This is a genomic window from Acinetobacter baretiae (assembly GCF_015627105.1).
Lineage (GTDB): Bacteria > Pseudomonadota > Gammaproteobacteria > Pseudomonadales > Moraxellaceae > Acinetobacter > Acinetobacter baretiae.
Genome location: NZ_VTDM01000001.1, coordinates 123,154 through 147,314, shown reverse-complemented (window position 1 = coordinate 147,314; position 24,161 = coordinate 123,154). Strand labels below are relative to the sequence as shown.

At 39.3% G+C, this 24,161-nt stretch carries 22 protein-coding genes and 1 riboswitch; of the genes, 14 read left to right on the top strand and 8 right to left on the bottom strand.

The features are described from left to right. Positions 1-18 precede the first annotated feature (18 nt). Positions 19-300: a hypothetical protein gene (locus I2F17_RS00600; protein WP_211138831.1), complete on the top strand. Its 282-nt coding sequence runs from the start codon at positions 19-21 to the stop codon at positions 298-300. A 49-nt stretch (positions 301-349) separates the two neighbouring features. On the opposite strand, the gene I2F17_RS00595 is transcribed toward I2F17_RS00600, so the two are convergent. Together I2F17_RS00595 and I2F17_RS00590 are read right to left on the bottom strand one after the other, a co-directional pair. Continuing rightward, positions 350-2,215 carry a DNA primase gene (locus I2F17_RS00595; protein WP_211138830.1) on the bottom strand — a complete coding sequence of 622 codons (1,866 nt, stop codon included), beginning with the start codon at positions 2,213-2,215 and terminating at the stop codon, positions 350-352. Positions 2,216-2,317: 102 nt separating this feature from the next. After that, positions 2,318-3,373 (bottom strand): outer membrane protein assembly factor BamD, encoded by a 1,056-nt coding sequence (locus tag I2F17_RS00590; protein WP_211138829.1) that lies wholly within the window; start codon positions 3,371-3,373, stop codon positions 2,318-2,320. A gap of 73 nt (positions 3,374-3,446) precedes the next feature. On the opposite strand from I2F17_RS00590, the gene rluD reads away from it, so the two are divergent. After that, positions 3,447-4,499 carry a 23S rRNA pseudouridine(1911/1915/1917) synthase RluD gene (gene rluD, locus I2F17_RS00585; RefSeq protein WP_211138828.1) on the top strand — a complete coding sequence of 351 codons (1,053 nt, stop codon included), beginning with the start codon at positions 3,447-3,449 and terminating at the stop codon, positions 4,497-4,499. 32 nt (positions 4,500-4,531) lie between these two features. Then, positions 4,532-5,269 (top strand): peptidoglycan editing factor PgeF, encoded by a 738-nt coding sequence (pgeF, locus tag I2F17_RS00580; RefSeq protein ID WP_211138827.1) that lies wholly within the window; start codon positions 4,532-4,534, stop codon positions 5,267-5,269. A 797-nt stretch (positions 5,270-6,066) separates the two neighbouring features. Here the strand turns inward: pgeF and argG are convergent. Beyond that, on the bottom strand, positions 6,067-7,422 hold the full coding sequence (argG, locus tag I2F17_RS00575; RefSeq protein WP_196423298.1) for an argininosuccinate synthase: 1,356 nt from the start codon (positions 7,420-7,422) through the stop codon (positions 6,067-6,069). A gap of 294 nt (positions 7,423-7,716) precedes the next feature. After that, a riboswitch (glycine riboswitch) is annotated at positions 7,717-7,803 on the top strand. Between the two features lie 120 nt (positions 7,804-7,923). Here argG and I2F17_RS00570 point away from each other — a divergent pair. Next, a complete protein-coding gene (locus I2F17_RS00570) occupies positions 7,924-9,192 on the top strand; it encodes a D-amino acid dehydrogenase (RefSeq protein WP_196423259.1) in 1,269 nt (422 codons plus the stop codon). Between the two features lie 130 nt (positions 9,193-9,322). Next, a complete protein-coding gene (sbmA, locus tag I2F17_RS00565; protein WP_211138826.1) occupies positions 9,323-10,513 on the top strand; it encodes a peptide antibiotic transporter SbmA in 1,191 nt (396 codons plus the stop codon). A 47-nt stretch (positions 10,514-10,560) separates the two neighbouring features. Here the strand turns inward: sbmA and I2F17_RS00560 are convergent, their stop codons facing one another. The 4 genes from I2F17_RS00560 to gatC all read right to left on the bottom strand — a co-directional run bounded on the left by I2F17_RS00560 (position 10,561) and on the right by gatC (position 14,507). Then, positions 10,561-11,058, bottom strand: coding sequence for a DUF4334 domain-containing protein (locus I2F17_RS00560; RefSeq protein WP_196423257.1), 498 nt, complete (start codon positions 11,056-11,058; stop codon positions 10,561-10,563). A gap of 169 nt (positions 11,059-11,227) precedes the next feature. Further along, complete coding sequence (gene gatB, locus I2F17_RS00555) at positions 11,228-12,682, bottom strand: Asp-tRNA(Asn)/Glu-tRNA(Gln) amidotransferase subunit GatB (protein ID WP_211138825.1); 1,455 nt, start codon at positions 12,680-12,682, stop codon at positions 11,228-11,230. Further along, on the bottom strand, positions 12,682-14,160 hold the full coding sequence (gene gatA / locus I2F17_RS00550; RefSeq protein ID WP_196423255.1) for an Asp-tRNA(Asn)/Glu-tRNA(Gln) amidotransferase subunit GatA: 1,479 nt from the start codon (positions 14,158-14,160) through the stop codon (positions 12,682-12,684). The genes gatB and gatA overlap by 1 nt, the downstream gene beginning before the upstream one ends. A 35-nt stretch (positions 14,161-14,195) precedes the next feature. Continuing rightward, positions 14,196-14,507: an Asp-tRNA(Asn)/Glu-tRNA(Gln) amidotransferase subunit GatC gene (gene gatC, locus I2F17_RS00545; protein ID WP_196423254.1), complete on the bottom strand. Its 312-nt coding sequence runs from the start codon at positions 14,505-14,507 to the stop codon at positions 14,196-14,198. A 131-nt stretch (positions 14,508-14,638) separates the two neighbouring features. On the opposite strand from gatC, the gene I2F17_RS00540 reads away from it, so the two are divergent. From I2F17_RS00540 to I2F17_RS00515, 6 genes are all read left to right on the top strand, one after another. Then, positions 14,639-15,679 (top strand): rod shape-determining protein, encoded by a 1,041-nt coding sequence (locus I2F17_RS00540; RefSeq protein WP_196423253.1) that lies wholly within the window; start codon positions 14,639-14,641, stop codon positions 15,677-15,679. Between the two features lie 18 nt (positions 15,680-15,697). Further along, positions 15,698-16,555 carry a rod shape-determining protein MreC gene (gene mreC / locus I2F17_RS00535; RefSeq protein WP_196423252.1) on the top strand — a complete coding sequence of 286 codons (858 nt, stop codon included), beginning with the start codon at positions 15,698-15,700 and terminating at the stop codon, positions 16,553-16,555. Further along, complete coding sequence (mreD, locus tag I2F17_RS00530; protein ID WP_196423251.1) at positions 16,542-17,033, top strand: rod shape-determining protein MreD; 492 nt, start codon at positions 16,542-16,544, stop codon at positions 17,031-17,033. Before mreC ends, mreD begins: the two co-directional genes overlap by 14 nt. Continuing rightward, positions 17,021-17,590, top strand: coding sequence for a Maf family protein (locus I2F17_RS00525; RefSeq protein WP_211138824.1), 570 nt, complete (start codon positions 17,021-17,023; stop codon positions 17,588-17,590). Before mreD ends, I2F17_RS00525 begins: the two co-directional genes overlap by 13 nt. A 36-nt stretch (positions 17,591-17,626) precedes the next feature. Further along, positions 17,627-19,081, top strand: coding sequence for a ribonuclease G (rng, locus tag I2F17_RS00520; RefSeq protein ID WP_196423249.1), 1,455 nt, complete (start codon positions 17,627-17,629; stop codon positions 19,079-19,081). 123 nt (positions 19,082-19,204) lie between these two features. Next, positions 19,205-19,384: a PA1571 family protein gene (locus tag I2F17_RS00515; protein WP_171258551.1), complete on the top strand. Its 180-nt coding sequence runs from the start codon at positions 19,205-19,207 to the stop codon at positions 19,382-19,384. Positions 19,385-19,443: 59 nt separating this feature from the next. Here I2F17_RS00515 and gltA read toward each other — a convergent pair whose 3' ends face one another. After that, positions 19,444-20,712 carry a citrate synthase gene (gene gltA, locus I2F17_RS00510; protein ID WP_211138823.1) on the bottom strand — a complete coding sequence of 423 codons (1,269 nt, stop codon included), beginning with the start codon at positions 20,710-20,712 and terminating at the stop codon, positions 19,444-19,446. A 769-nt stretch (positions 20,713-21,481) separates the two neighbouring features. Here gltA and sdhC point away from each other — a divergent pair. Genes sdhC through sdhA form a run of 3 tightly spaced genes read left to right on the top strand, consistent with a single transcriptional unit; the run spans position 21,482 to position 24,161 of the window. After that, on the top strand, positions 21,482-21,886 hold the full coding sequence (gene sdhC / locus I2F17_RS00505) for a succinate dehydrogenase, cytochrome b556 subunit (RefSeq protein ID WP_196423247.1): 405 nt from the start codon (positions 21,482-21,484) through the stop codon (positions 21,884-21,886). After that, positions 21,883-22,251 (top strand): succinate dehydrogenase, hydrophobic membrane anchor protein, encoded by a 369-nt coding sequence (sdhD, locus tag I2F17_RS00500; RefSeq protein WP_196423246.1) that lies wholly within the window; start codon positions 21,883-21,885, stop codon positions 22,249-22,251. The genes sdhC and sdhD overlap by 4 nt, the downstream gene beginning before the upstream one ends. A gap of 14 nt (positions 22,252-22,265) precedes the next feature. Further along, positions 22,266-24,161 (top strand): succinate dehydrogenase flavoprotein subunit, encoded by a 1,896-nt coding sequence (sdhA, locus tag I2F17_RS00495; RefSeq protein ID WP_211138822.1) that lies wholly within the window; start codon positions 22,266-22,268, stop codon positions 24,159-24,161.

Sequence of the window (24,161 nt, the reverse complement as noted above, 5' to 3'; positions counted from 1 at the left end):
TGAGCTGAGGTGATGACAATGAAAAATAAAGATTTAAGCCAACTATTACAACAAGTATCTCATGTACCATGGGTTCGTCATGGTCGTGCTTATCAGCGTTTGGCTTTGATCAAATTGAATGAAAAAGCAGATACATTGAAACAAAAATTTCCTGATCAAATAAAAATACATTTACCTTCAATTGGTGTTTTTGATGGTGAATTTGAAGAGTTGCAACAAAAGCAAAAAGCATCTTTTCAAACCAAACGTGTTAACGTTCAGCAATTTGTACGTACTCAGTGTCATCGTTTTTTTCATTAATGAATTAACAAGTTGTCCATCGAACAGGCGGTTTATACTGCCTGTTGCTTTATTGAATGAGCTTAAGGCTAATTTGTTTGGTCAGTGCATTAAGTTTTAAACGTAGGTGTTGAGATTCTGCAAGTGAAGCAGGTTTTTTCATTTTTTGTTTTAAATAGTCTTCTTGTAAGCTCAATGAATATTCTTTCGCAAGATTTAATGCCTTTTCGGGTGATTCAATTAAGTTGAATATATTGGTTGTCTTTAAAATTGTTGTAATTTCTGTGTGTACTACAGCGGTTGCACCAAGTAAGTAGTAAACAGCAGCCTCTTGATTTTCAGGTAAATGGTCAAATACGTTGTCTAGAGTGTCTAAAATATAGCGTAGAAAATCTCCTTGTGGTACGTAGGCACGTAGTTGTTCAAATTCCTTATATAAAAAGGGTTGACTGATTAAAAGTGCAATCGCAAAGTCTTTATCCTTGGTGTGTATGTTAAATGATAGAGAGGCATCATTGTTGTTTTGAGGGGTGAAGCGTCGTCCTAAACCGAGTTTTTCTCGAAAAGACTGTGTGAGTAGATAGCGATAAGACCCTTTGGGCGGGAGCATATTTGTGAGGTTTTTGAGCTCACCCATGACGTGGCTTTTACCTTCTGGGTGGCTAATATTTTCACCTTGAGTGAGTAAGGCAAATAAGAAGTCGGACAATAACGGTGCGCTTTGCCATAGGTTTTTAAAATGCTCTAGGCCTTCTCGTTGTATTAAAGAATCTGGATCATGTTCATTGGGTAAAATAAAAAACTTGAGCTCTCTGCCATCTTCTAAAAGTGGTAATGCAATCTCTAGTGTTCTACGGGCTGCTTTTTGCCCTGCTTGATCGCCATCAAACGCAATGGTTAAGCGTGGATTGCGTTTAAACAGCATATTTAAATGCTCTGTATTACTTGCAGTTCCTAGTGTGGCAACGCCTCCATATATGCCCGCTTGGCTTAACGCAATGACATCCATATAACCCTCCACCATTAACCAATTTTTTGCTTTATTTTTCATGCCTTCGTAGAAGCCATAGAGTAATTGATTTTTATGAAAAATATCTGAGTCTGGAGAGTTAATATATTTGGGTTTAATCTCATTGTTGAGTGCACGCCCCCCAAAGCCGACCACTCGACCTTTAGGGTCTCTAATGGGGAAAATCACACGCTCACGTAGCAAATTGAAATCACGGCCGTGGTCACTGGTACGGATAAGCCCAACTTTTTTGAGTCCCTCAATATCTACTGGAAATGCTTTTTCTAAATGCTGCCAATCTTCAGGTGCATAACCTAAACGCCAATCTTGTACGGTATTTTCATTTAAGCCACGCTGTTTAAAATAGTGTTGTGCACCCGTATTGTGCTTGAGTTGTTGTTGATAAAATTGAGTTACATGTTCGAGTAGATCATACAAATTTCCTTCTTCATTAATTTCTTCTTGAGGTAAGGCATTTTGAAAGGAAAACTCATTTTCTGGTTCAGAGAGCATAGCAAAAGGGTCATGCTCTGGTTGAAAGCTAAAAGAATCTTTAGCTTGAGATGTATTGAGTGGAGTGGAAGGAGGTGGTGTATTGGTTTTTTTATAACTGAGTTTTTTTTGGTCTGTATTGTCTTTAGGGAGCTCTATTCCTGTTTGGCTAGAGAGGTCTTTCATAACGTCAATAAAGTTACGGCTGTCCATGTCCATTAAAAAACGAATGGCATTGCCATTGGCTTGGCAACCAAAACAGTGATAGTACTGTTTGTCTTGGTATACATGAAAAGAAGGGCTTTTTTCTTGGTGAAACGGACAGCAACCTGAATAAGTACGTCCTGTTTTTTTGAGCTTAACACGCTGACCAATCAATTCAACCAAATCGACTCGGTCTAAAATATGGTCGATGGTTTGTTGTGGAATGGCCATGAATCATGTACTCAAAAAGATAGATGTGAAGTTATAGTGTAACAAAAAATGGATACATAAAAAAAGGCGGGCATGGCCCACCTTGTATATGACACGCGTGTTTTATGGCTGTTGTTTATCGAGTAAGCCAAATGACAAACGATTTAACCAACTCCGTGATTCAGTGGGCTCAGGTTGCGGTTGAGCCTTCGGTCGGATGGTGTCTGATTCAGTATGAGGACGATCTAATAAGCCAAAGCTCAATTTATTGGTTAAGCTACGTGATTCAGTATTTTGTTGTGATTTGGATTGAGTATTTTGCTCACCACGCCCAAAAATACCGAGTGTGGCACGGTTGAAGAAACTTCCTTCATGACGTGCAGCTTTTAGGTTAACGGTACCATTTGCTCGCACAAGATTTGGATAGTTGAGTTTGAGTACTTCAATGTATTGCTGTGCTGTTGTTTTGTCACCGAGCTCTGTGTAGCCGTATGCAATTGTTGCGAGTGCTTCAGGAACTTGTGGTGTGTCTGGGAAGTGTTCTGTGACCCATTGGCCTCGTTCAATAGCGGCCACCCATGCTTTGCGTTCGATATTAAATCGAGCAGCTTGCATTTCATGTTCGGCAATTTCTTGTCCGATAAACTTCATGCGTTCTGCTGCATCAACTGCATATTGGCTTGAAGGGTAACGTTGAATAAATTCAACAAAATTTTGATACGCAACTTTTAAGTAACCTACGTCACGGTGAGATTGTTTTAAAGAGGTATAGCGAATCATACCATCATAGTTTTCTTCCATATTGGCCACACCTTTTGCATAGTATGCATAATCAAGGTTTGGGTTTTCAGGATTTGAACGAATAAAACGATCTGCTGCAGTAATGACCGCAGGATAATCTTTTTGTTGAAACTTAACATAAATAAGTTCAAGTTGAGTTTGTGCAATGCGCTGGCCTGTAGGATAGTAAGTATCAATCGATTGCAGATTCTTTGCCGCCTCGTTATATTGACCTTTATCTAAAGCAGTTTGAGCAGCACTGAAGTAGGTTTCTTCAGTGGCTTTTGGTCCGAGATCGGCAGTTTCTTTTTTTGATGGATTACTGCTACAGCCCACAAATGTACAAGCAACGCCGAACGATAGCGCAAGCATTGTCACTTTATAACGTGGTAGCGACATAAAAATTCCTCAGTTAATACGGGCAATGAGCTACAATGGCACTATTAAACCATTAATTGTTCTAATGAGCCAAATGACTTTGACAAAATATTCTCATTCTAATCTGACTGAAACAGATTTTAACTTACTTGAAGAGACTGACGCAGCAGATAATCATACTTCTGCTACGGCTGCAACACATTTATCGTTGCAGATTCAGTTGGACGAACAGTATGCAGGACTTCGTGTAGATCAGGTTGCTGCAAGTGTATGGTCTGATTTTTCGCGAGAAAAACTCAAACAGTGGATGAATGATGGCCACTTGTTACTCAATGGTAATAAGGTAAAGCCAAAAACACGCTGTGAAGGGACAGAAAAATTAACCTTAGAGGTTGATCTAGAGCCACAAACATATTGCCAAGCAGAAAACATTCCACTTCATATTATTTATGAAGATGATGATATTTTAGTAATCGATAAACCTGTGGGGATGGTTGTGCATCCTGGTGCAGGTAATCCATCAGGTACGTTGGTCAATGCTATTTTACATCATGTGCCTAAGTCGGTTGAGTTGTCTCGTGCAGGGCTTGTGCACCGTATTGATAAAGACACCTCTGGATTGCTTGTTGTGGCTAAAACGCTTGAAGCACAATTTTCGTTGTCACAACAACTTGCCAAAAAAACAGTGTATCGCGTGTATGACTTGATTGTATACGGTAATGTGATTGCTGGTGGTAGGATTGATGAGCCAATTAAACGCCATCCTGTAGATCGTATTAAAATGACAGTTTTACCGGGTGGGCGAGATGCAGTCACACATTATAATGTGAAAGAGCGTTTCCAACATTTTACTCGTGTGCAAGCACAACTAGAAACGGGACGTACACATCAAATTCGTGTTCATTTTAGCTATATTGGCTTTGGCTTGGTGGGTGATCCTGTATATATGAATCGTGTGCGTGTGCCTGCAGGTGCGTCTGAGCGTTTGGCAGAAACGTTACGTGGGTTTCGTCGTCAAGCATTACATGCGGCAAAATTAGGATTGATTCATCCAAGAACACAAGAAGAGATGATGTTTGAAGCACCATGGGCAGAAGACTTTAAATCACTTGTTGACGTATTGCGTGAAGAAAATAAAGCGTACTAAGCATAAGTATTGATGAATAAGAGGGTGGTTGAATGCATTTTGTACAAGGGTTACCAAAAGGGATATATGTTGGGCAAACAAAAGTGTTGTATTCAACCACTGTAAAAGCAGATCAGCCAAGTTTAGATGGCTTTAATTTGGCATTACATGTCGGTGATATGCCTGCGAGAGTCCATGCTCATCGTATGGCTTTGTTACGTGATTTAAATGCTTATGGGGTGTACAAATTGAGTTGGTTAAATCAGACTCATAGTACGACCTGTTATTGCATAAATGATGCGGTTTATTTTCAGCCATTGTCTGGAGATGGACTTATTACGCAGCGTAAAGGTCATGCGGTCATGATCATGACCGCAGACTGTTTACCGATTGCTCTTGGTGATGAAAATGGGCTTGAAGTTGCTGTGTTACATGCAGGCTGGCGTGGTTTAGCCGATGGTATTATTGAAAAAACCATTGAAAATATGAGTAACCCGCCAACATGGGCGTGGTTAGGTGCATGTATTAATCAGCCTTGTTTTGAAGTTGGCGCAGAGGTTAAAACGATCTTCTGTGAGCGTTATGCTGTCGAATTTGCTTTTCAACATTCGAATACAGAAGGTAAGTACTTCGCAGATTTATATGCAATTGCTCGGTTTATTTTAACACAGTTTCAGGTTCAACGTGTTTTGGGTGCAGATGCTTGTACTTATGCTCAACCACAAGATTATTTCTCGTATCGCCGTGACCCCAAAACAGGTCGTATGGCAACATTTGCATTTTTAAACTAAAGCTTTTATGGTGCTTAAAAATTTTACTTTGAGATCGGTTTAGATGAACAGTAACACAAGAGTTGAGAGATTCAATTGCGACATGCTGTTATGGGACGTGTTATAAAAAATATAACGATATTGTGAAATACATGCTTTCTTAGAATGGTTTGTGTGTAGTTTTAAAATCCATTTTTATATATTTTCTGCCATATCATATATTTCATAGCATCTATGTTTTGTCACTTATCTTTATCTTGTAGATTGACGTTAACTTGTTGATCAAACCATAGGGTAGATCGAAGTGTGTATCACCATCACTCATTGTCTATGCAGCAAGATTTGGTTTTGAATAAAAATAAATAAAATCAGCAAGATCGTTTGAGTATAACCAGTATAGATTTAGGTTTTATGTAATAGATCATTTATGTCCATAAAATGTGATTGAGATTGATGATGGTTTAAAGGCTAATAGTGATATCATCATTTTAGTTGCACATGAAAATATAGAATAGACCTCTTGCGAAATAGAAATTTCAGTGATTATTTTCTTTTACAATGTCTTATAAATCATAGATTGCGATTGATTGTTTTTTGACTTTCGCAAGAAGTCTAATGATTAAAAGAATAAGTACTTCAATACAGCTGTTTAAAAAAAGAATGTATTTAAAGATAGTACTTGATCTGTGAAGTCATCGTATACATTGGTAGACGGTTTGATTTTAGCGCGGAATGAGTATTGAGTATTTACGAGTTGAACATATTTTGACAACCACCTTCACGCATCTAACGCCAAGGTGGTTATTGGTTTTACATACTTATTTTTTGGTTTCAAGCTGTGGTACAGCAGATCCTTGAGCCATAGAAAGTAACCCTGCTTGGCTATAAATACCAAGCTTACTGCGAGTATCTGTAATATCTAAATTACGCATGGTTAATTGACCAATACGATCCATTGGGCTGAATGTTGAATCCCCTTTTTCCATCGTCAAACGTTCAGCTTCATAGGTTAGATTTTCAGACTCAGTGTTTAAAATACTGAAATCATTACCACGACGTAATTCAAGTGTCACGGTACCTGTGATGGCTTTTGCAACCCAACGTTGTGCTGTTTCACGTAACATCAGTGCTTGCGAATCAAACCAACGACCTTGATACAATAAACGACCTAGGCGTAGACCATTAATGCGATATTGTTCAATGGTATCTTCGTTGTGAATACCTGTCACAAGACGCTCGTATGCGATATGCAGTAATGCCATACCTGGTGCTTCATAAATCCCACGAGATTTTGCTTCAATAATACGGTTTTCAATTTGGTCTGACATGCCTAGGCCATGGCGACCACCAATGGCATTGGCTTCTAAAATCAGGTCTACAGGATGGTCAAAGCGTTTGCCATTGAGCGCAACAGGCATGCCTTCTTCGAAAGTGATGCTCACTTCTTCTGCATCTACTTTTACATCGTCACGCCAAAATGCAACACCCATAATTGGGTCTACAATTTTGATACCTGCATCGAGATATTCTAAATCTTTGGCTTCGTGAGTTGCGCCAAGCATATTTGAATCTGTTGAATATGCTTTTTCTTTTGACATTTTATAGTCAAAACCATTGTCAATTAAAAATTGTGACATTTCAGCACGGCCACCCAACTCATCAATGAATTGTTGGTCGAGCCATGGTTTATAAATTTTCAGATTTGGGTTGGTAAGGAGACCATAACGATAAAAACGCTCGATATCATTGCCTTTGTAGGTAGAGCCATCCCCCCAAATATTTACATCGTCTTCTTTCATTGCGGTGACAAGCATGGTCCCTGTAACTGCACGGCCAAGTGGTGTGGTATTGAAATAAGGGATACCACCTGTGCTGATGTGAAAGGCGCCACATTGAATAGCAGCAATCCCTTCAAGTGCAAGTTGTAAACGGCAGTCAACAAGACGTGCTTTTACAGCACCATACTGTTCTGCTTTTCTAGGAATCGCATGGTAGTCGTCTTCATCGGGTTGGCCTAAATCGGCAGTATATGCATAAGGTTGTGCACCTTTTTGTTTCATCCAAAGCAAAGCCGCCGATGTATCTAAGCCACCAGAAAAAGCAATACCTACTTTTTTACCTACAGGTATGTTTTGCAAAATTGTTGCATGGTCAGTCATTCTAGATCCTAATATTATGAACTCACTCATTATTATAATGAGCATCATTGAAAGAATTTTGTTCTATTCTATAAGTTTTGCTCATTATTTGCATGGTTAAAAACACAATATAATCACCACAATGTATATAAATTGTTCCCTTAAATACACGTAATGAAGCATCACTTGGCACATAGATATAAAAATGCCAATTTTAAAACGCTTTTGTTGGCTTAGATGTGTAGAAAACGGAGAGTTATGTCTTTAAAAAGCCTTTTTATGTGTTCGTTGGAATGATTGTTAAAGATGGCATACAGCTTGCATAAATATTATTCAATTACAGGAGAGTGGTACTCGTTACCCGCCGAAGGAGCAACGACCCCGGAATCTCTCAGGCCAAAGGACTGTAATCAATATATCAATCTGGAGAGAAGCAGATATTTGCTCACCGAAGGAAGAAGATAAAAGTAAGGTTACTTTTATTGAAGATCTCAGGTCAAAGTACAGATGGGGCTAAAGCATACAAGGAGATGTTTTATGCCACATGTGATTGTTATTGGTGCGGGTGTGACGGGTGTAACCACTGCATATGAGCTCAGTCAAATGGGTTTTGAAGTCACTGTATTAGATAAACATTTATATCCTGCCATGGAAACTTCTTTTGCAAATGGTGGCCAACTTTCAGCTTGTAATGCGGAAGTATGGAATCAGCGTGCCACCATTTTGAAGGGTTTGAAGTGGATGACTAAAAAAGATGCGCCTTTATTAATTAACCCTTCATTTGACCTTCACAAATACGCATGGCTCATGGAATTTGTCGGTCATATTAAACATTACGAAAAAAATACTGTAGATACTGTGAAACTGGCTTTATTGGCACGTGAACGCATGTTTCATGTGGCAGAAAAAGAAGGCATTGATTTTAATTTGGAAAAGAAAGGTATTTTACATTTTTATCACTCAGCAGAAGATTTTAAATTAGCAGGTGATGTAAATGATCTTTTGCGTAAAGGAGGGTTAAAGCGTTATGAAGTCACTTGTGATGAAATGAAGAAAATAGAGCCTACCTTGCAAGGTGAGTATTATGCAGGTTTTTTTACAGAAGATGATGCCACAGGTGATATTCATAAATTCAGTACAGGCCTTGCAGAGGCATCTAAGAAATATGGGGTAAAGTATTTATTTGGCACCGAAGTTACGGCAGTCATTAATCATGAGCAAAGCGTTACTGTGCGGTATCAGTGCAGTAGTGAAGATGTTCGAGGAAATACTCAACAGATTCATGAAATTCAAGCAGATGCTTTGGTGGTGTGTGGTGGTGTGGCAAGTTATCACTTGGCCAATGCCATAGGAGATCGGGTGAGTATTTATCCTGTGAAAGGCTATTCGATTACAGTTGCACTTTTGGATGAACATAGTCAAAATCATGCGCCGTGGGTCAGTTTACTTGATGAAAGTGCCAAGATTGTTACATCAAGGCTTGGTCAAGATCGCTTTAGAGTGGCGGGTACAGCTGAATTTAATGGTTATAATCGAGATATTCGCGCAGATCGAATTCAACCTTTAATTGATTGGGTAAATAAAAATTTTCAAATCTCTACAGAGTCTGCTGTACCGTGGAGTGGATTACGTCCGATGATGCCAGATATGATGCCAAAAGTGAAACGTAGTCGGCATCCGCGTGTGTTTTATAATACAGGTCATGGTCATTTAGGATTCACTTTATCTGCTGCAACAGCGGTGATGATTAGTGAGGAAATTCAAAATATTATTTTAACCGATCAAAAGCGTAATCATGCTGCGTAACGTTAGATGCTTCGATGGTCAGATTCTCTGTTTTGATCAGGGAGTCTGCTATGCTACAGATATATCATAGAAAAACCCCCCATTGATGTGTTTACTATATTTAAATTTTACTAATATTTGATAATTTCTTATGTTTAAATCGTTTTTTCCAAATCCTAAATTTTTTTTCTTATCTGCAACTATATGGTGCATTGTAAGTATGTTGCTCTGGTATACAGGGGGTGAGCATTGGGGTGAATGGATTGGATTTACAAAAGGGTATGCACAACAAGAACTGCCGATTGGGGTGAGTCGTTTTTGGCATTTATCTTTTATTTGGTTTTATCTGTGGTTTGCAATTTTTACTGCAATATTTTTCTTGTTTTGGCGCATTGTAGCTAATCATACATGGCAAAAATGGTCAATTTTAGGATCTGCATTTATTATTTTTAATATTTGGTTTGATGTGCAAATTAGTGTGGCTATTAATGCATGGTATGGCCCATTTTGGGATTTAATTCAAAATATGCTGTCTAATCATGGTGGCCATATTGGTGATTTATATGCAGGAACACTGACCTTTATGTATATTGCGATGGTGGCTATTTTTGTTGCTTTGCTAAATACATTTTTCGTCAGTCACTATATTTTTCGTTGGCGTACAGCCATGACGGCATACTACACAGCACATTGGCATGCATTACGTCATGTTGAAGGTGCTTCTCAGCGTGTTCAAGAAGATACCATGCGTTTTGCAACGATTATGGAAAGCTTAGGCGTACGTTTTATTTCTGCGATTATGACACTCATCGCTTTTTTACCCGTATTATTTATTTTATCTAAACATGTACCTGAACTCCCGATTGTGGGTGTGGTTCCACATTCATTGGTTTGGGCTGCCATTGTATGGTCTGTATTTGGTACAGTATTGATGATTGTTGTCGGGATTAAGTTACCTGGTCTTGAGTTTAATAATCAGAAAGTTGAGGCGGCATATCGTAAAGAATTGGTCTATGGTGAAGATCACACAGATCGTGCAGACCCTGCAACGTTAAAAGAGTTATTTGATCATGTTCGATATAATTATTTTAGATTGTATTTTCATTATGCATATTTTAATTTAATTAGTAATTGGTATATGCAACTCGATATTTTATTTAGTCTTGTGGTTTTATTTCCATCGATTGCAGCAGGTTTAATTACTTTAGGTTTAATTAACCAAATTGCCAATGTTTTCGATAAAGTCCGCTCATCTTTTCAGTATTTGATCACGTCATGGAAAACCATTGTTGAATTATTATCTATTGTTAAACGTTTGAAAATGTTTGAGTCTAAAATTTAAGTATAAATATGAGTTGACCATATAGTATGGTCAACTCTTGTTGAAAGTTAAGAAATATAATGTGCAGGGAATTGGTCGACTTTTTCGAGATAAAAAAATGAATATTTTCCTTGCATTACAGACTGTGGAGCACCTTCAATTGGTTTTCCACTCATGATTCCCATTAATGTATGTTCATCAATTTGTCTAAAATGATCAAAAAAGGGCTTATTATCATATACCATTGTTGCAGACACTTTTCCTCTGAAATTGATGTCCCACATGGTTGCTTCGCCTTGCATAATTTGATTTGAAAAAAGTTCACCATTGCTGTTGTAACAAATGACAGGTATGGCATCTAATGGACTTTTAAACCATTTACCATACCAGCCAATTTGTTTTAGCTCCTCTGAATCCCATTCTCCAGAGAATGTCCCACCTTTCCATTTATGCATAATTTGGCTTGACGGTATGGTTGGCAGTTGATCAAAAAGTTGTATTAGTTCTTCTTCAGTATTTTGTGTTTTTTTTCTGAGCTCATCAAACTTCTTTTTATAGTCAGTCATATGTTTCCTATAATTTTTGAAAAGGGTATGAAAAATTTACAGGGCTTGTAAGGGGGTTGTATAGATGTTTTATCATTGAAATATGAAAAGTTGTGTAAACCTGCTGTACTAAAGTACTTTATGCTTTAGATGAGCTTAAGCTCATCTAAAGCACGTAGGTTAAGATGAACTAACCTAATAATTGTTTCATAAGTTGATTCACTTGGGCAGGGTTTGCTTTACCACGAGATGCTTTCATGACTTGACCGACTAGACCGTTAAAGGCTTTTTCTTTGCCAGATTTATACTCTTCAACCATTTTTTCATTGGCTGCAAGTACATCTTTAATGATGGCTTCAATAGCACCTGTATCAGTTTCTTGTTTCAACCCTTTGTCTGCAATGATTTGATCTGCAGTTTGTGTTGGAGATTCCCACAGATGTGCAAAAACTTGCTTTGCGATTTTACCACTGATGGTGTTGTCTACAATACGAGCAACCATACCACCGAGTTGTGCTGCACTGATAGGTGAATGAGTAATATCTAGATTTGCTTTGTTGAGTGCTCCAGAAAACTCACCCATTACCCAGTTAGCAGCAATTTTTGCATGTTTTTCACCACCTGCTGCAACTACAACTGCTTCAAAAAAATCGGCCATGTCACGACTTAAAGTCAGTACACGCGCATCGTATTCAGTGAGGGTGTAATCATGAATAAAACGTTCACGCCGTGCTTGAGGTAGCTCAGGCATGTCTGCTTGAATGTCTAAGATTTGCTGTTCTGAAATGTGTACAGGTAGCAAGTCTGGGTCAGGGAAGTAACGATAATCGTTGGCTTCTTCCTTGCTACGCATAGAGCGAGTTTCCATTTTGTTTGGGTCAAACAAACGGGTTTCTTGTACAATTTTGCCGCCACTTTCCAAAATATCCATTTGGCGTTCAATTTCAACATCAATTGCTTTTTCAATAAAACGGAATGAGTTAATGTTTTTTAACTCGCAACGTGTACCGAATTCATCGCCCGGTCTACGTAGTGATATGTTGCAGTCACAGCGGAAAGAACCTTCTGCCATGTTGCCATCAGAGATACCTAACCAACGCACAAGTGTGTGCATGGCACGTACATAAGCCACAGCTTCTTCTGTTGAACGCATATCAGGTTCAGATACAATTTCAAGCAGTGGTGTACCTGCACGATTTAAGTCTATGCCTGTCATGCCTTCAAAATCTTCATGCAAAGATTTGCCAGCATCTTCTTCTAAGTGCGCACGTGTGACACCAATTCGTTTTTGTGTGCCGTCTTCAAGAAAAATATCGATATGACCTAGGCCAACAATCGGGTTGTCCATTTGGCTGATTTGGTAGCCTTTTGGTGAGTCTGGGTAAAAATAGTTTTTTCGTGCAAATACTGAAGCAAGGTCAATTTTGGCATTAATGCCTAAACCGAAGCGAATTGCTTTGTCGACCACTACACGGTTCAGTACAGGCAATACACCAGGCATGGCTAAATCGACTAAACTGGCTTGTGTATTTGGTTCTGCACCAAATGCAACGCTTGAGCCTGAAAATATTTTTGACTGTGTGTTGAGCTGAGTATGAATCTCAAGCCCAATCACCACTTCCCAGCCATCAATTAACTTTGCCATTATACATTCTCCTTCGCAATGTCAGCACGTTGGCGATGCCAAGTTGTTGCTTGTTGGTATTGATGAACGACAGAAAGAAGTTGTGCTTCAGTCCAATAATTACCAATCAACTGTAATCCTACAGGTAAGCCTTGTTGATCAAAGCCCACAGGTGCGTTGATAGCAGGGTGTCCAGAAAGGTTTGCAGCAAGGGTGTATAAATCACCTAAATACATTTCAACAGGATCAAGTGCCGCACCAATTTTGTAGGCTGTGGTTGGGGCAGATGGTGCTGCAATCACATCGACGTGTGCAAATGCATTTAAAAAGTCTTCTTGAATTAGGCGACGTACTTTTTGTGCTTTCACATAGTAAGCATCATAGTAACCTGCTGAAAGAGCATATGTACCAATGAGAATGCGACGTTTAACTTCTTCACCAAACCCTTCTGAGCGAGAGCGTTTGTACAAATCATCTAAATCTTGGGGATTTTCACAACGATACCCAAAACGTACACCGTCATAACGAGATAGATTAGAAGATGCTTCAGCAGGTGCGATCAAATAGTACGTAGGCACGTAGGCCTCTACCATGTTGAGATCAATCTCGACCAGTGTTGCTCCCATGCTTTCAAGCTGTTTTAAGGCGTCTTCAACACGATGTTTGACATCTGCATGTAAGCCTTCGACATGAAAATATTGTTTTGGTATACCAATACGTAGTCCTTGAATGGATGTTGTATTTAAATGGTGAATATAGTCATCTACAGGTTGGTTTACAGATGTAGAGTCTTTTTCGTCATGTCCTGCCAAAACATTCATGAGGTAGGCACAATCTTCTGCTGAACGTGCCATAGGCCCTGCTTGATCTAACGATGATGCAAAAGCAATCATGCCAAAGCGAGACACTCGACCATAGGTTGGTTTTAAGCCTGTAAGGCCACAAAATGAAGCAGGTTGGCGAATAGAGCCCCCAGTATCTGTGCCTGTGGCAAGCGGTGCAAGGTCTGCTGCAATCACCGCAGAAGAACCACCTGAAGAACCACCAGGTACATGGTTTAAATTCCAAGGATTTTTAGTTGCACCATAAAATGAACTTTCTGAGGTTGAGCCCATGGCGAACTCATCCATGTTCACTTTGCCAAGAGTCACCATATTTGCTTGTTTGATTTTTGTAACAATAGTGGCATCATAGGGTGAGATAAAATTATCTAACATTTTTGAACCAGCAGAGCTACGAATACCTTGAGTGCAAAAAATATCTTTATGTGCAAGAGGGATGCCCGAAAGTGGGTGTGCATTCCCTGCTTGCAAAGCGATATCTGCAGCATCTGCTTGTGCTAGTGCAAGTTCAGGCGTTACAGTCACGTAACTGTTGACCTGTGGGTCAATCTTAGCAATACGGTTAAGATAGTGTTGTGTAAGCTCACGTGAAGAAAAATCTCGTTGTTTGAGCCCGTTTGAGAGTTCTTTAATCGTTAAACGATGTAAGTCAGTCATAATATCTGCTATTGGTTAAATGGGTCGAAAAAAGGTTATTCAATCACACGTGGTACAAGGTATAAACCTTGTTCTACATTAGGCGCAACTGCCTGATATTCATCACGATGGTTGCTTTGTGATATGTGGTCGTCACGTAGCGGTTGTGGGTGGTCAAATGGACTCTTAAGTGGTTCGACACCTTCTGTATTTATGTTCTTCAATGTATCCATCATGTCTAAAATTTTATTTAAACTTTGTGCGTATGCTTGAGATTGCGTATCATTGAGAGATAATCGAGCGAGATTGGCAATGCTCGATACGGTTTGAGCATCTAAATCGGTATGCTGTGTATCTGGGGTTGACATAATATCACCTCGTTGAGTATCAAAAACTTTGAAATATCCTGTGATATGATAAGCGATTGACTTGTTCAAATCATCACATTTAGTTAAAGTTGCCAACTTGCGTCCATATTTGTAAAAACTGGGAATGACCCGTGATTTTAAAACGACTAATTGGCTTGTTTTCGCCAGATCTTGCCATCGACTTAGGCACAGCCAACACACTTATTTATGCGCCTGGACGAGGCATTGTATTAAATGAACCTACTGTTGTGGCAATACGTCACAGTGGCTCACAAAAGATTGTGGCGGCAGTAGGTTTAGATGCGAAACAGATGCTTGGTCGTACACCGGCTAATATTTCTGCAATTCGCCCAATGAAAGATGGTGTGATCGCTGACTTTGAAGTGACTGAAACCATGTTAAATCAATTTATTGGTAAAATGCACGAAAAACGTTTGTTTCCACCTGCACCACGTGTTGTGGTCTGTGTTCCGTGTAAGTCAACGTTGGTTGAACGCCGTGCAATTCGTGAAGCCGTATACAATGCTGGTGCACGTGATGTACGTTTAATTGAAGAACCAATGGCAGCTGCAATTGGTGCAGGATTACCTGTAGAACAAGCGTGTGGTTCTATGGTGGTTGATGTGGGTGGTGGTACAACTGAAATTGCAATTATTTCTTTACAAGGTTGTGTCTACTCAGATTCATTGCGCATCGGTGGTGATGTATTTGATGAACAAATTATCAATTATGTTCGTAAAGCACATGGCTGTGTGATTGGTGAAACCACCGCAGAGTTGATTAAAAAAGAAGTAGGTACAGCAATCAATGAAGGTGAAAAACTTGAAATTGAAGTACGTGGCCGTAATTTAGCAGAAGGCGTACCTCGTTCAATTATTGTGACTTCTGAAGAAGTTGTTCAAGCCATTACCGATCCATTGCAAAGTATTGTCAGTGCAGTTAAATCTGCTTTAGAGCAAACACCGCCTGAATTGTCATCTGACATTGCACAACGTGGTATTGTACTGACAGGTGGTGGGGCATTACTGCGTAATTTAGATCAATTGCTATCAAGAGAAACAGGGTTACCTGTGGTGTGTGCAGAAGAACCATTAACGTGTGTGGCTCGTGGTGGTGGTAAAGTACTTGAATTCTTTGATAATCCAAATCATGACATGCTTTTTGTAGGATAACATAAGGTAGGAAGGCGGGTGCAACCGAATATTTTTTCAAGACAACCGCCATCATTTCGCTCGTTTATTATTGCCATGATAACTTGCTTGGTGGTGTCATTTTTTGATTGGCGTATGCCGTACGTTGTGCAACCAGCAAGAAATGTACTGTATTCGATGTATACTCCCATATACACAGTGGCCAGTTATCCTGTCATTTCTAGAGAGTGGTTAACGCAAAAAACCAAATCTGAAGAGCAGTTACGCCGTGAAAACACGGCAATGCAAGCAGAGCTTTTACAGGCTCAGGTTCGCCTGCAAAAGCTCTCTGAATTGTCGGCAGAAAATACACGACTAAGAGGGTTGTTAGATACGCCATTGATTATTGATGGGCGTATGGAAATTGCAGAAGTGATTGGCACAGATACAGATCCGCTTCACCATGTTGTGATTATTAACCGTGGTACGGCTGATCGATTACGCCAAGGTCAGGTGGTGCTCGATAATCAAGGTATTATGGGGCAAATCATAGATGTACATCAGCACAATGCGCGAGTGCTTTTATTATCAGATAAAGACAGCTCCTTATCTGTGCGGGTCGAACGTACAGGTATGCGGGCAATTGTGTCAGGCACGGGCGATTTGGGACGTTTAAAAATGCAATATGTGCCAACGAGTGCAGATCTACAAGTGGGAGATAATATTTATAGTTCAGGTCTTGGAGAGCATTTTCCTGCAGGTTATTTAGTGGGTACGGTCAATAAAATTCAACGCCAAAATACAGGTGAGTTTGCACAAATTGACATTAAACCTGCAGCACAACTTGCAGGTGGACATTATGTTGTAGTGCTGTTTTCAGACTCTTTAGCGAAGGAACAACCCTATGCTAATCGCTAAATACAAGCCATTGAAACGAAAAGACCCATTACTTTTGATCATTCTTACGGTCATGATTTCTTCAGTACTGACCATTTATCCATTGTCGTATGATTTTTCTGCATGGCGACCTTTTGTTTTAATGTTGGTGATGCTGTTTTGGGTTTTATGTCAACCTACATGGTGCGGTGTATGGTTTGCTTTTGGGGTTGGTGTTTTTTATGATTTACTCATTGATGCCCCTTTAGGGCAAAATGCATCTGCATTTGTACTGATTGCTTTTATTGCTCGTTATCTTATACGAGAAAAAAGAATTCTGACATTTTTAAATTTGTGGTTAATTAGTATTTTAGCGACCATTGCGTATGTGATCTTTATTTGGATATTACATACATTAGGTGGTGTTGATTATCCTTTAATGCGACGCTGGCCACCTTTGGTGAGTAGTATTTTGTGCTGGCCTTTTATTTATTATATTTTAAAAAAATGGCGCCTTTAATTTTAGCATCGAGTTCACCTCGTCGGCAGGAACTTCTCACACAAATTGGCTATACGTTTGAAGTGTGTGTGCCAAACATTGACGAAAGTATCATTGAGCAAGAGCAGGCACAGCACTATGTTGCTCGTTTGGCTTATGAAAAAGCATGTGTTATTGTTGAGAAACATCCAAAGCGTATTGTATTGGCTGCAGATACTTGTTTAAGTATACAACAAGAAATTATTGGCAAACCTACATCAAAACAACATGCTTTTGAAATTTGGCGTGCACTTGCAGGGAAGTATCATGATGTTTATACAGGCATTTGTGTGATGCAGCAGGGGGAAATATATACCAGTGTGGTTCAAACACAGGTTAAATTAGCAACGCTAAGTGAGCAAGAAATGCAAGAATATTGGGATACTAAAGAACCGATAGGAAAAGCAGGTGCTTATGCTATACAAGGGATTGCAGCAAAATATATTTTAGAAATAAAAGGCAGTTATAGCAATGTGGTTGGTCTGCCTTTATATGAAACACATCAATTATTACAGCAAACGATTAAGGCACTAAATTAGTCGTTCAAAAATTCTTATAACATTTGAGCTTTTATTATGTCTGATGAATTATTCATCAATGTGACTCCCATGGAGTGTCGGGTTGCATTGACAGAAAATTGTGTAGTCAATGAGGTTTTTGTTGAAAGGACGCTCAAGCGAGGCCTTGTTGGAAATATTTACAAAGGGAAAGTCGTTCGTGTACTACCAGGTATGCAAGCTGCTTTTGTAGATATTGGTTTGTCAAGAACTGCTTTTTTGCATATTAATGACATGGTGTGGCCAAAAGGCATGTCGACGCCAAATGTATTTGAACTGTTACAGCAAGGCCAGATCTTAACTGTACAGGTCATGAAAGATATGCTTGGCACAAAAGGAGCTCGATTAACCACAGATCTTTCTATTCCATCTCGCTATTTGGTATTTATGCCTTTTGGGAGTCATGTAGGCGTATCACAAAAAATTGAAACGGAAAGTGAGCGGATTCGTTTGAGATCCATGATCGATCAAATTAAAATTAAATATCCGTTACCTGGTAGTGTCATTATACGTACAGCAGCTGAAGGGGTGTCAGAAACAGCTATTGAGCGTGATATGGCTTATTTAAGCCGTTTATGGGAGCATATTCAGCGTAAAAAAAGGGCGATTACAGTACCATCTTTAGTATTTGAAGAACTTCCTTTGCCACAGCGTGTGGTACGTGATTTGGCTTCAGAACATACAGAAAAAGTTTATGTAGATAATGAAGTGGTTTATCACACACTCACAGCGTTTATGGCAGAATTTATGCCACAACTATCTACACGGCTTGTATTTCACCGCGAACAAAAGCCTTTATTTGAAACCTATCAGATTGAAGATGATATTCAAAAAGCACTACAAACACGTGTTGCATTGAAATCTGGTGGTTATTTAATGATAGATCAAACAGAGGCAATGACCACAATTGATGTAAATACGGGGTCATATGTGGGTGGAAGAAGTTTAGAAGACACAGTATATCGTACGAATATGGAAGCCACAGAGGTGATTGGTCGACAATTACGACTTCGCAACTTGGGTGGAATATTGATTATTGACTTCATTGACATGCAAGAAGAGATTCATCGCGCAGAGGTTTTAAAGTACTTTTCCCTTGTTCTTGCCAAAGATCATGCAAAAACAAAAATCACACAAGTGTCTGAATTGGGACTTGTGGAAATGACACGTAAGCGAACACGTGAATCATTAGAACATTTATTGTGCGATGCTTGTCCCACATGTCAGGGGCGTGGATTTGTAAAAACTGCCGAAACTGTCTGTTATGAAATTTTTAGAGAGATGATGAAGTTCACAAGGCAGTATCCTCATCAAAAAGGTTTTATCTTGGTTGCAAGTGCCGTGGTTATTGACCGTATGCTGACAGAAGAAGCATCTGCATTGACAGATTTAATGTTTTTACTCAATCGATCTATTCAACTGCAAGTAGAAACGCTGTATACGCAAGAGCAATATGATGTCATTTTAAGTTAACTTTGTAACAAAAATACATTCAATCTTTGTTACATCTGGCAGTTTACTTTCAGACATGATTTCTCAATACTATAGATCTGGGTAGCCAAAGATAGATGTTATGTCTTAGTGAGTGAGGCAATTATGCAGATACATGATGAGAACAACATGCAAAACAATACACACCACGTTGCAGAACAACATGCGGTAAAGAACCATTGTTTTATGCTTGATGATGAGGGTCGTGAAGTACCAATTACAACAACAATGGTGCAAGATATTTGTATAGAGCTGTTAAAGCAGTGTCGTACTGTAAAAAGTTAAAATCAAAAAAGTGACGTAAAAAAGGCTACAAATGATGTAGCCTTTTCTATGCGTAGTGATTACATGTCTCGTGGTAATTCACCTGTATAAAGTTGACGTGGGCGACCAATTTTATGTGGGCTAGATTGCATTTCTAACCAATGACTCATCCAGCCGACAGTTCGAGCAAGAGCGAAGATAACCGTAAACATAGATGTTGGAATACCAATGGCTTTTAAAATAATGCCTGAGTAGAAATCTACATTTGGATAAAGATTACGTTTAATGAAGTATTCATCCGACAAAGCAATGCGCTCTAATTCCATTGCTAGTTTTAGCTGTGGGTCGTGAATACCGAGTTCAGAGAGGACTTCATCACAGGTTTCTTTCATAACCTTGGCACGAGGATCAAAGTTTTTGTATACACGGTGGCCAAACCCCATGAGTTTGACTTCTTTGGTTTTTACTTTTTCCATGAATGATGCCACATTTTCGACTGAGCCAATGTCATCTAACATTTTGAGCACAGCCTCATTTGCACCACCATGAGCAGGTCCCCAAAGTGCGGCAATGCCTGCAGAAATGCATGCGTAGGGGTTTGCACCTGTAGAGCCTGCTAAACGAACCGTTGAGGTTGATGCATTTTGTTCATGGTCTGCATGTAGCGTGAAAATTCGATCCATTGCTTTGGCGTGAATTGGATTAACTTGGTAATTACGGTCGGCAGGTGTGGCAAACATCATATGTAAAAAGTTTTCTGCATAACCTAGGTCATTGCATGGATACATGAACGGTTGACCTACTGTATATTTGTAACTCCAAGCAGCCAATGTAGGCACTTTTGCCAATAGTCGAATGGCGGTAATTTCTCGATGGTTAATGTCGTCTAAATCGAGATTGTTGTGATAAAAGGCAGAGAGTGCCCCCACAACACCAACCATAATTGCCATTGGGTGAGCGTCACGTCTAAAGCCATTAAAAAAACGACTCACTTGATCGTGTACCATGGTGTGAGTACGAATTTTTTGATCGAATTCGTTTTTTTGTTCAGGTGTGGGTAATTCACCATTAATTAATAAATAGCAAGTGGTCAGGTAATCTGCATTCATTGCCAATTGGTCAATTGGATAGCCACGATGTAATAAAATGCCAGCATTGCCATCAATATAAGTAATTTTTGATTCACATGATGCCGTCGACATAAACCCTGGATCAAACGTGAAGTGACCTGATGCGAGTATATCCTTTACATCGATAACATTGGGTCCTAACGTACCTTTATACATCGGCAGTTCTATCGTTTTTCCATTGAGTTGTAGGGTGGCTTTGTCGCCCGTTGCTTCAGACATTCAGAGATCTCCTGTCCTGGTGAATGTAATCTGATCGTTGTATGCTGCTTTATTTTGCGATTGTGCGTCATAAAGTTGCTGTAAAAGGAAGGTAAGTTTTTATTTTTATTGTGAATTTATTTTACGCAGTGCATATAAAAGATAAATTTTAACTATCATAATACAAGCTATAAAACAATACTTGAAACCTTCGTGCCTCAATGTACCCTAACATGAGCTTAAAAATATAGTGTTTTATGTGGGTAATTGTTGCTATTTAAAAAAAATATAGACTAAAGTTGTATGATTCATAGCCGATTTTTGATGAAAAATTCATAGAATTAAAGTGCTTGAGTATAAAGCTATGAGGTTATTCCGTGCTCTTTGCATGCATATTTATGTGTACTAATAAGTATAAAACGCTCTCTTTTGACTAAAAAAGGGCATTGGCTATATCTAAAAAAAATACCTGTATATTTAAAACATAAGGTTGTGAAATTGGTGGTAATTTATACATGTTTTTGAGATGAAGTGATTGGGAAAAATATCTATATATCTATGATTATACGTAATTAATTTTATTTTTCTTTTGTTCAATGCATTTCATTACACTACATGGACGATTCGATTTATGGTATGGACTGGCTTTTTGTGTCGTTTGAGTTTTTAAAATAGCCACCTTATACTTTGCCTAGAATAAAGTTTGGGCAAATGATGCCTAAATCATATGCTAGCTCTCCTTCATTAAATGGACTAAAAAAACCCAAATTGGGGTTTTATATTATATAGGATGCCCGCTGTGAAAAGTAATAGACCTGTCAATTTGACCATGGGACAGGTGTTAGCGGTTAACTTGCGCTCACCCGTGGCTATTGCCTCTATATTGCATCGCCTCTCTGGTGTAATTGTATTTTTACTGATTCCAATTTTACTATGGATTTTGGATAAGTCACTATCTTCAGCTGATGGATTCACCTACGTTAAAGAACATATTTTTGGCCATATTGCAGTACGTTTACTGGTGTGGGCATTTGTTGCAGGTCTGATTTATCACTTTGTGGCTGGAGTACGTCATTTACTTGCAGACGCTGGCTATTATGAAGAGCTTCATAGTGGCCGTGTGGCTGCCATAGTATCCTTGGTTTTATCTGCAATAGGGATTGTTGCAGCATTTATATGGATTGTTGTCTTATGAAAAGTGCCACTGGTTTAACTGGCTCAGGGTCACGTGATTGGTTTATTCAGCGTGTGAGTGCAGTTGTTTTGGCTGTATATACTGTGGTTGTATTTGGTTGGATTGTACTGCATAGCGGTTTTAGTTATGAGCAATGGTCAGGCTTTATGCTGACTTTACCTATGAAAATACTTTCTCTTTTGGCTGTCTTATCTTTGGTTTCCCATGCATGGATTGGTATGTGGCAAGTCTTTACAGACTATGTGACTACAAGACAAATGGGGCCATTTGCACCCCGTTTACGTTTGATACTGACAACACTCGTGATTGTGGCAGTTTTTGTGTATGCGATTTGGTGTATCCAAATTTTTTGGGCAAATAAATAAGGCGGTAATAGATCATGGGCGCAATTACTCCCAAAGAAAAATATTCAAATATTCAAAACTTGACATTTGACACCGTGATTGTCGGTGGTGGTGGCTCAGGTATGCGAGCAGCATATCAGCTGGCACAAGCAGGTTTAAAAGTGGCGGTACTTACCAAAGTATTTCCAACACGTTCACATACAGTGGCCGCACAAGGTGGCATTGGTGCATCTTTAGGCAACATGCAAGAAGACAATTGGCATTATCACTTTTACGATACAGTGAAAGGGTCTGATTGGTTAGGTGATCAAGACGCTATTGAGTTTATGTGCCGTGAAGCACCTAAAGTGGTTTATGAACTTGAACACATGGGTATGCCATTTGACCGCAATGAAGATGGCACGATTTATCAACGTCCATTTGGTGGTCATTCTGCAAATTATGGTGAAAAAGCAGTTCCTCGTGCTTGTGCCGCAGCCGACCGTACAGGCCATGCATTATTACATACTTTGTATCAAAGCAATGTCAAAATGGGGACACAGTTTTTTGTAGAGTGGATTGCTTTAGACCTCATTCGTAATGATGCAGGCGATGTTTTAGGTGTAACGGCATATGACCAAGAAACAGGTGATATTGCAGTATTTCAAGCAAAAACAACATTATTTGCAACAGGTGGAGCAGGCCGTGTTTATCGTGCTTCAACCAATGCTTATATCAATACTGGTGATGGTTTGGGTATGGCTGCACGTGCAGGTATACCGTTACAAGACATGGAGTTTTGGCAATTTCACCCTACAGGTGTGGCAGGTGCGGGCGTATTACTCACAGAAGGATGTCGCGGTGAAGGTGCAATTTTAAGAAATAAAGATGGCGAACCTTTTATGGAACGTTATGCACCTACATTAAAAGATTTAGCACCACGTGATTTTGTATCACGTTCGATGGATCAAGAAATTAAAGAAGGTCGTGGCTGTGGCCCTAAAGGGGATTATATTTTATTAGATATGACCCATTTAGGGGCAAGCACTATTATGAAGCGTTTGCCATCAGTGTTTGAAATTGGTAAAAAATTTGCCAATGTCGATATTACCAAAGAAGCGATTCCAGTAGTACCAACCATTCATTATCAAATGGGGGGAATCCCGACCAATATTCATGGTCAAGTGGTTGTGCCTGCGACAGCAGAAAAACAACCATTACAAGCAGGTTATGACGTTGCACAAGACCAATATCATATTCAAGGTGAACGTGATTTTACTCAACCAGTCAAAGGTTTTTATGCCATTGGTGAGTGCTCTTGTGTATCTGTACATGGTGCAAACCGTTTAGGTACAAATTCACTGCTTGATTTGGTGGTGTTTGGTAAAGCTGCAGGTGAGCATATTATTGACTATGTTACTAAGCATCATGGTGACGATTATGCGCCATTACCTACCAATGTGTTAGAACAAACCTTTGCACGAATCAAAAAACTAGATGATTCGACCACGGGTGAAAATGCACAAGAAGTGGCAGACGATATTCGTGAAATTGTACAAAACCATGCAGGCGTATTTCGTACACAGGCTTTATTAGATCAAGGTGTAAAAGAGATATTAGCGATTGCACCACGTGTACAAAATATTCATTTAAAAGATAAATCTAAAGTCTTTAATACAGCACGTATTGAAGCATTAGAAGTTGAAAATTTATATGAGGTTGCCAAAGCAACTTTAATTTCAGCGGCAGCAAGAAAAGAATGTCGTGGTGCACACACGGTCGTAGATTATGAACTACCTGCAGAGCACCCAACATACTCGTATGGTCGCCGTGATGATGAGTGGATGAAGCATACATTGTGGTATGCCTCAGACAACCGTTTAGAGTACAAGCCAGTACGTTATAAACCACTTACAGTGGATGCGATTCAACCTAAGCCACGTACATTCTAA

What these genes read in the sequence shown, in the direction of transcription:
- I2F17_RS00600 (WP_211138831.1), top strand. Translation starts at nt 19, where the DNA reads ATGAAAAATAAAGATTTAAGCCAACTATTACAACAAGTATCTCATGTA.
- I2F17_RS00595 (WP_211138830.1), bottom strand. Translation starts at nt 2,215, where the DNA reads ATGGCCATTCCACAACAAACCATCGACCATATTTTAGACCGAGTCGAT.
- I2F17_RS00590 (WP_211138829.1), bottom strand. Translation starts at nt 3,373, where the DNA reads ATGTCGCTACCACGTTATAAAGTGACAATGCTTGCGCTATCGTTCGGC.
- rluD (WP_211138828.1), top strand. Translation starts at nt 3,447, where the DNA reads ATGACTTTGACAAAATATTCTCATTCTAATCTGACTGAAACAGATTTT.
- pgeF (WP_211138827.1), top strand. Translation starts at nt 4,532, where the DNA reads ATGCATTTTGTACAAGGGTTACCAAAAGGGATATATGTTGGGCAAACA.
- I2F17_RS00570 (WP_196423259.1), top strand. Translation starts at nt 7,924, where the DNA reads ATGCCACATGTGATTGTTATTGGTGCGGGTGTGACGGGTGTAACCACT.
- sbmA (WP_211138826.1), top strand. Translation starts at nt 9,323, where the DNA reads ATGTTTAAATCGTTTTTTCCAAATCCTAAATTTTTTTTCTTATCTGCA.
- I2F17_RS00560 (WP_196423257.1), bottom strand. Translation starts at nt 11,058, where the DNA reads ATGACTGACTATAAAAAGAAGTTTGATGAGCTCAGAAAAAAAACACAA.
- gatB (WP_211138825.1), bottom strand. Translation starts at nt 12,682, where the DNA reads ATGGCAAAGTTAATTGATGGCTGGGAAGTGGTGATTGGGCTTGAGATT.
- gatA (WP_196423255.1), bottom strand. Translation starts at nt 14,160, where the DNA reads ATGACTGACTTACATCGTTTAACGATTAAAGAACTCTCAAACGGGCTC.
- gatC (WP_196423254.1), bottom strand. Translation starts at nt 14,507, where the DNA reads ATGTCAACCCCAGATACACAGCATACCGATTTAGATGCTCAAACCGTA.
- mreD (WP_196423251.1), top strand. Translation starts at nt 16,542, where the DNA reads ATGCTAATCGCTAAATACAAGCCATTGAAACGAAAAGACCCATTACTT.
- I2F17_RS00525 (WP_211138824.1), top strand. Translation starts at nt 17,021, where the DNA reads ATGGCGCCTTTAATTTTAGCATCGAGTTCACCTCGTCGGCAGGAACTT.
- rng (WP_196423249.1), top strand. Translation starts at nt 17,627, where the DNA reads ATGTCTGATGAATTATTCATCAATGTGACTCCCATGGAGTGTCGGGTT.
- I2F17_RS00515 (WP_171258551.1), top strand. Translation starts at nt 19,205, where the DNA reads ATGCAGATACATGATGAGAACAACATGCAAAACAATACACACCACGTT.
- gltA (WP_211138823.1), bottom strand. Translation starts at nt 20,712, where the DNA reads ATGTCTGAAGCAACGGGCGACAAAGCCACCCTACAACTCAATGGAAAA.
- sdhC (WP_196423247.1), top strand. Translation starts at nt 21,482, where the DNA reads ATGCCCGCTGTGAAAAGTAATAGACCTGTCAATTTGACCATGGGACAG.
- sdhD (WP_196423246.1), top strand. Translation starts at nt 21,883, where the DNA reads ATGAAAAGTGCCACTGGTTTAACTGGCTCAGGGTCACGTGATTGGTTT.
- sdhA (WP_211138822.1), top strand. Translation starts at nt 22,266, where the DNA reads ATGGGCGCAATTACTCCCAAAGAAAAATATTCAAATATTCAAAACTTG.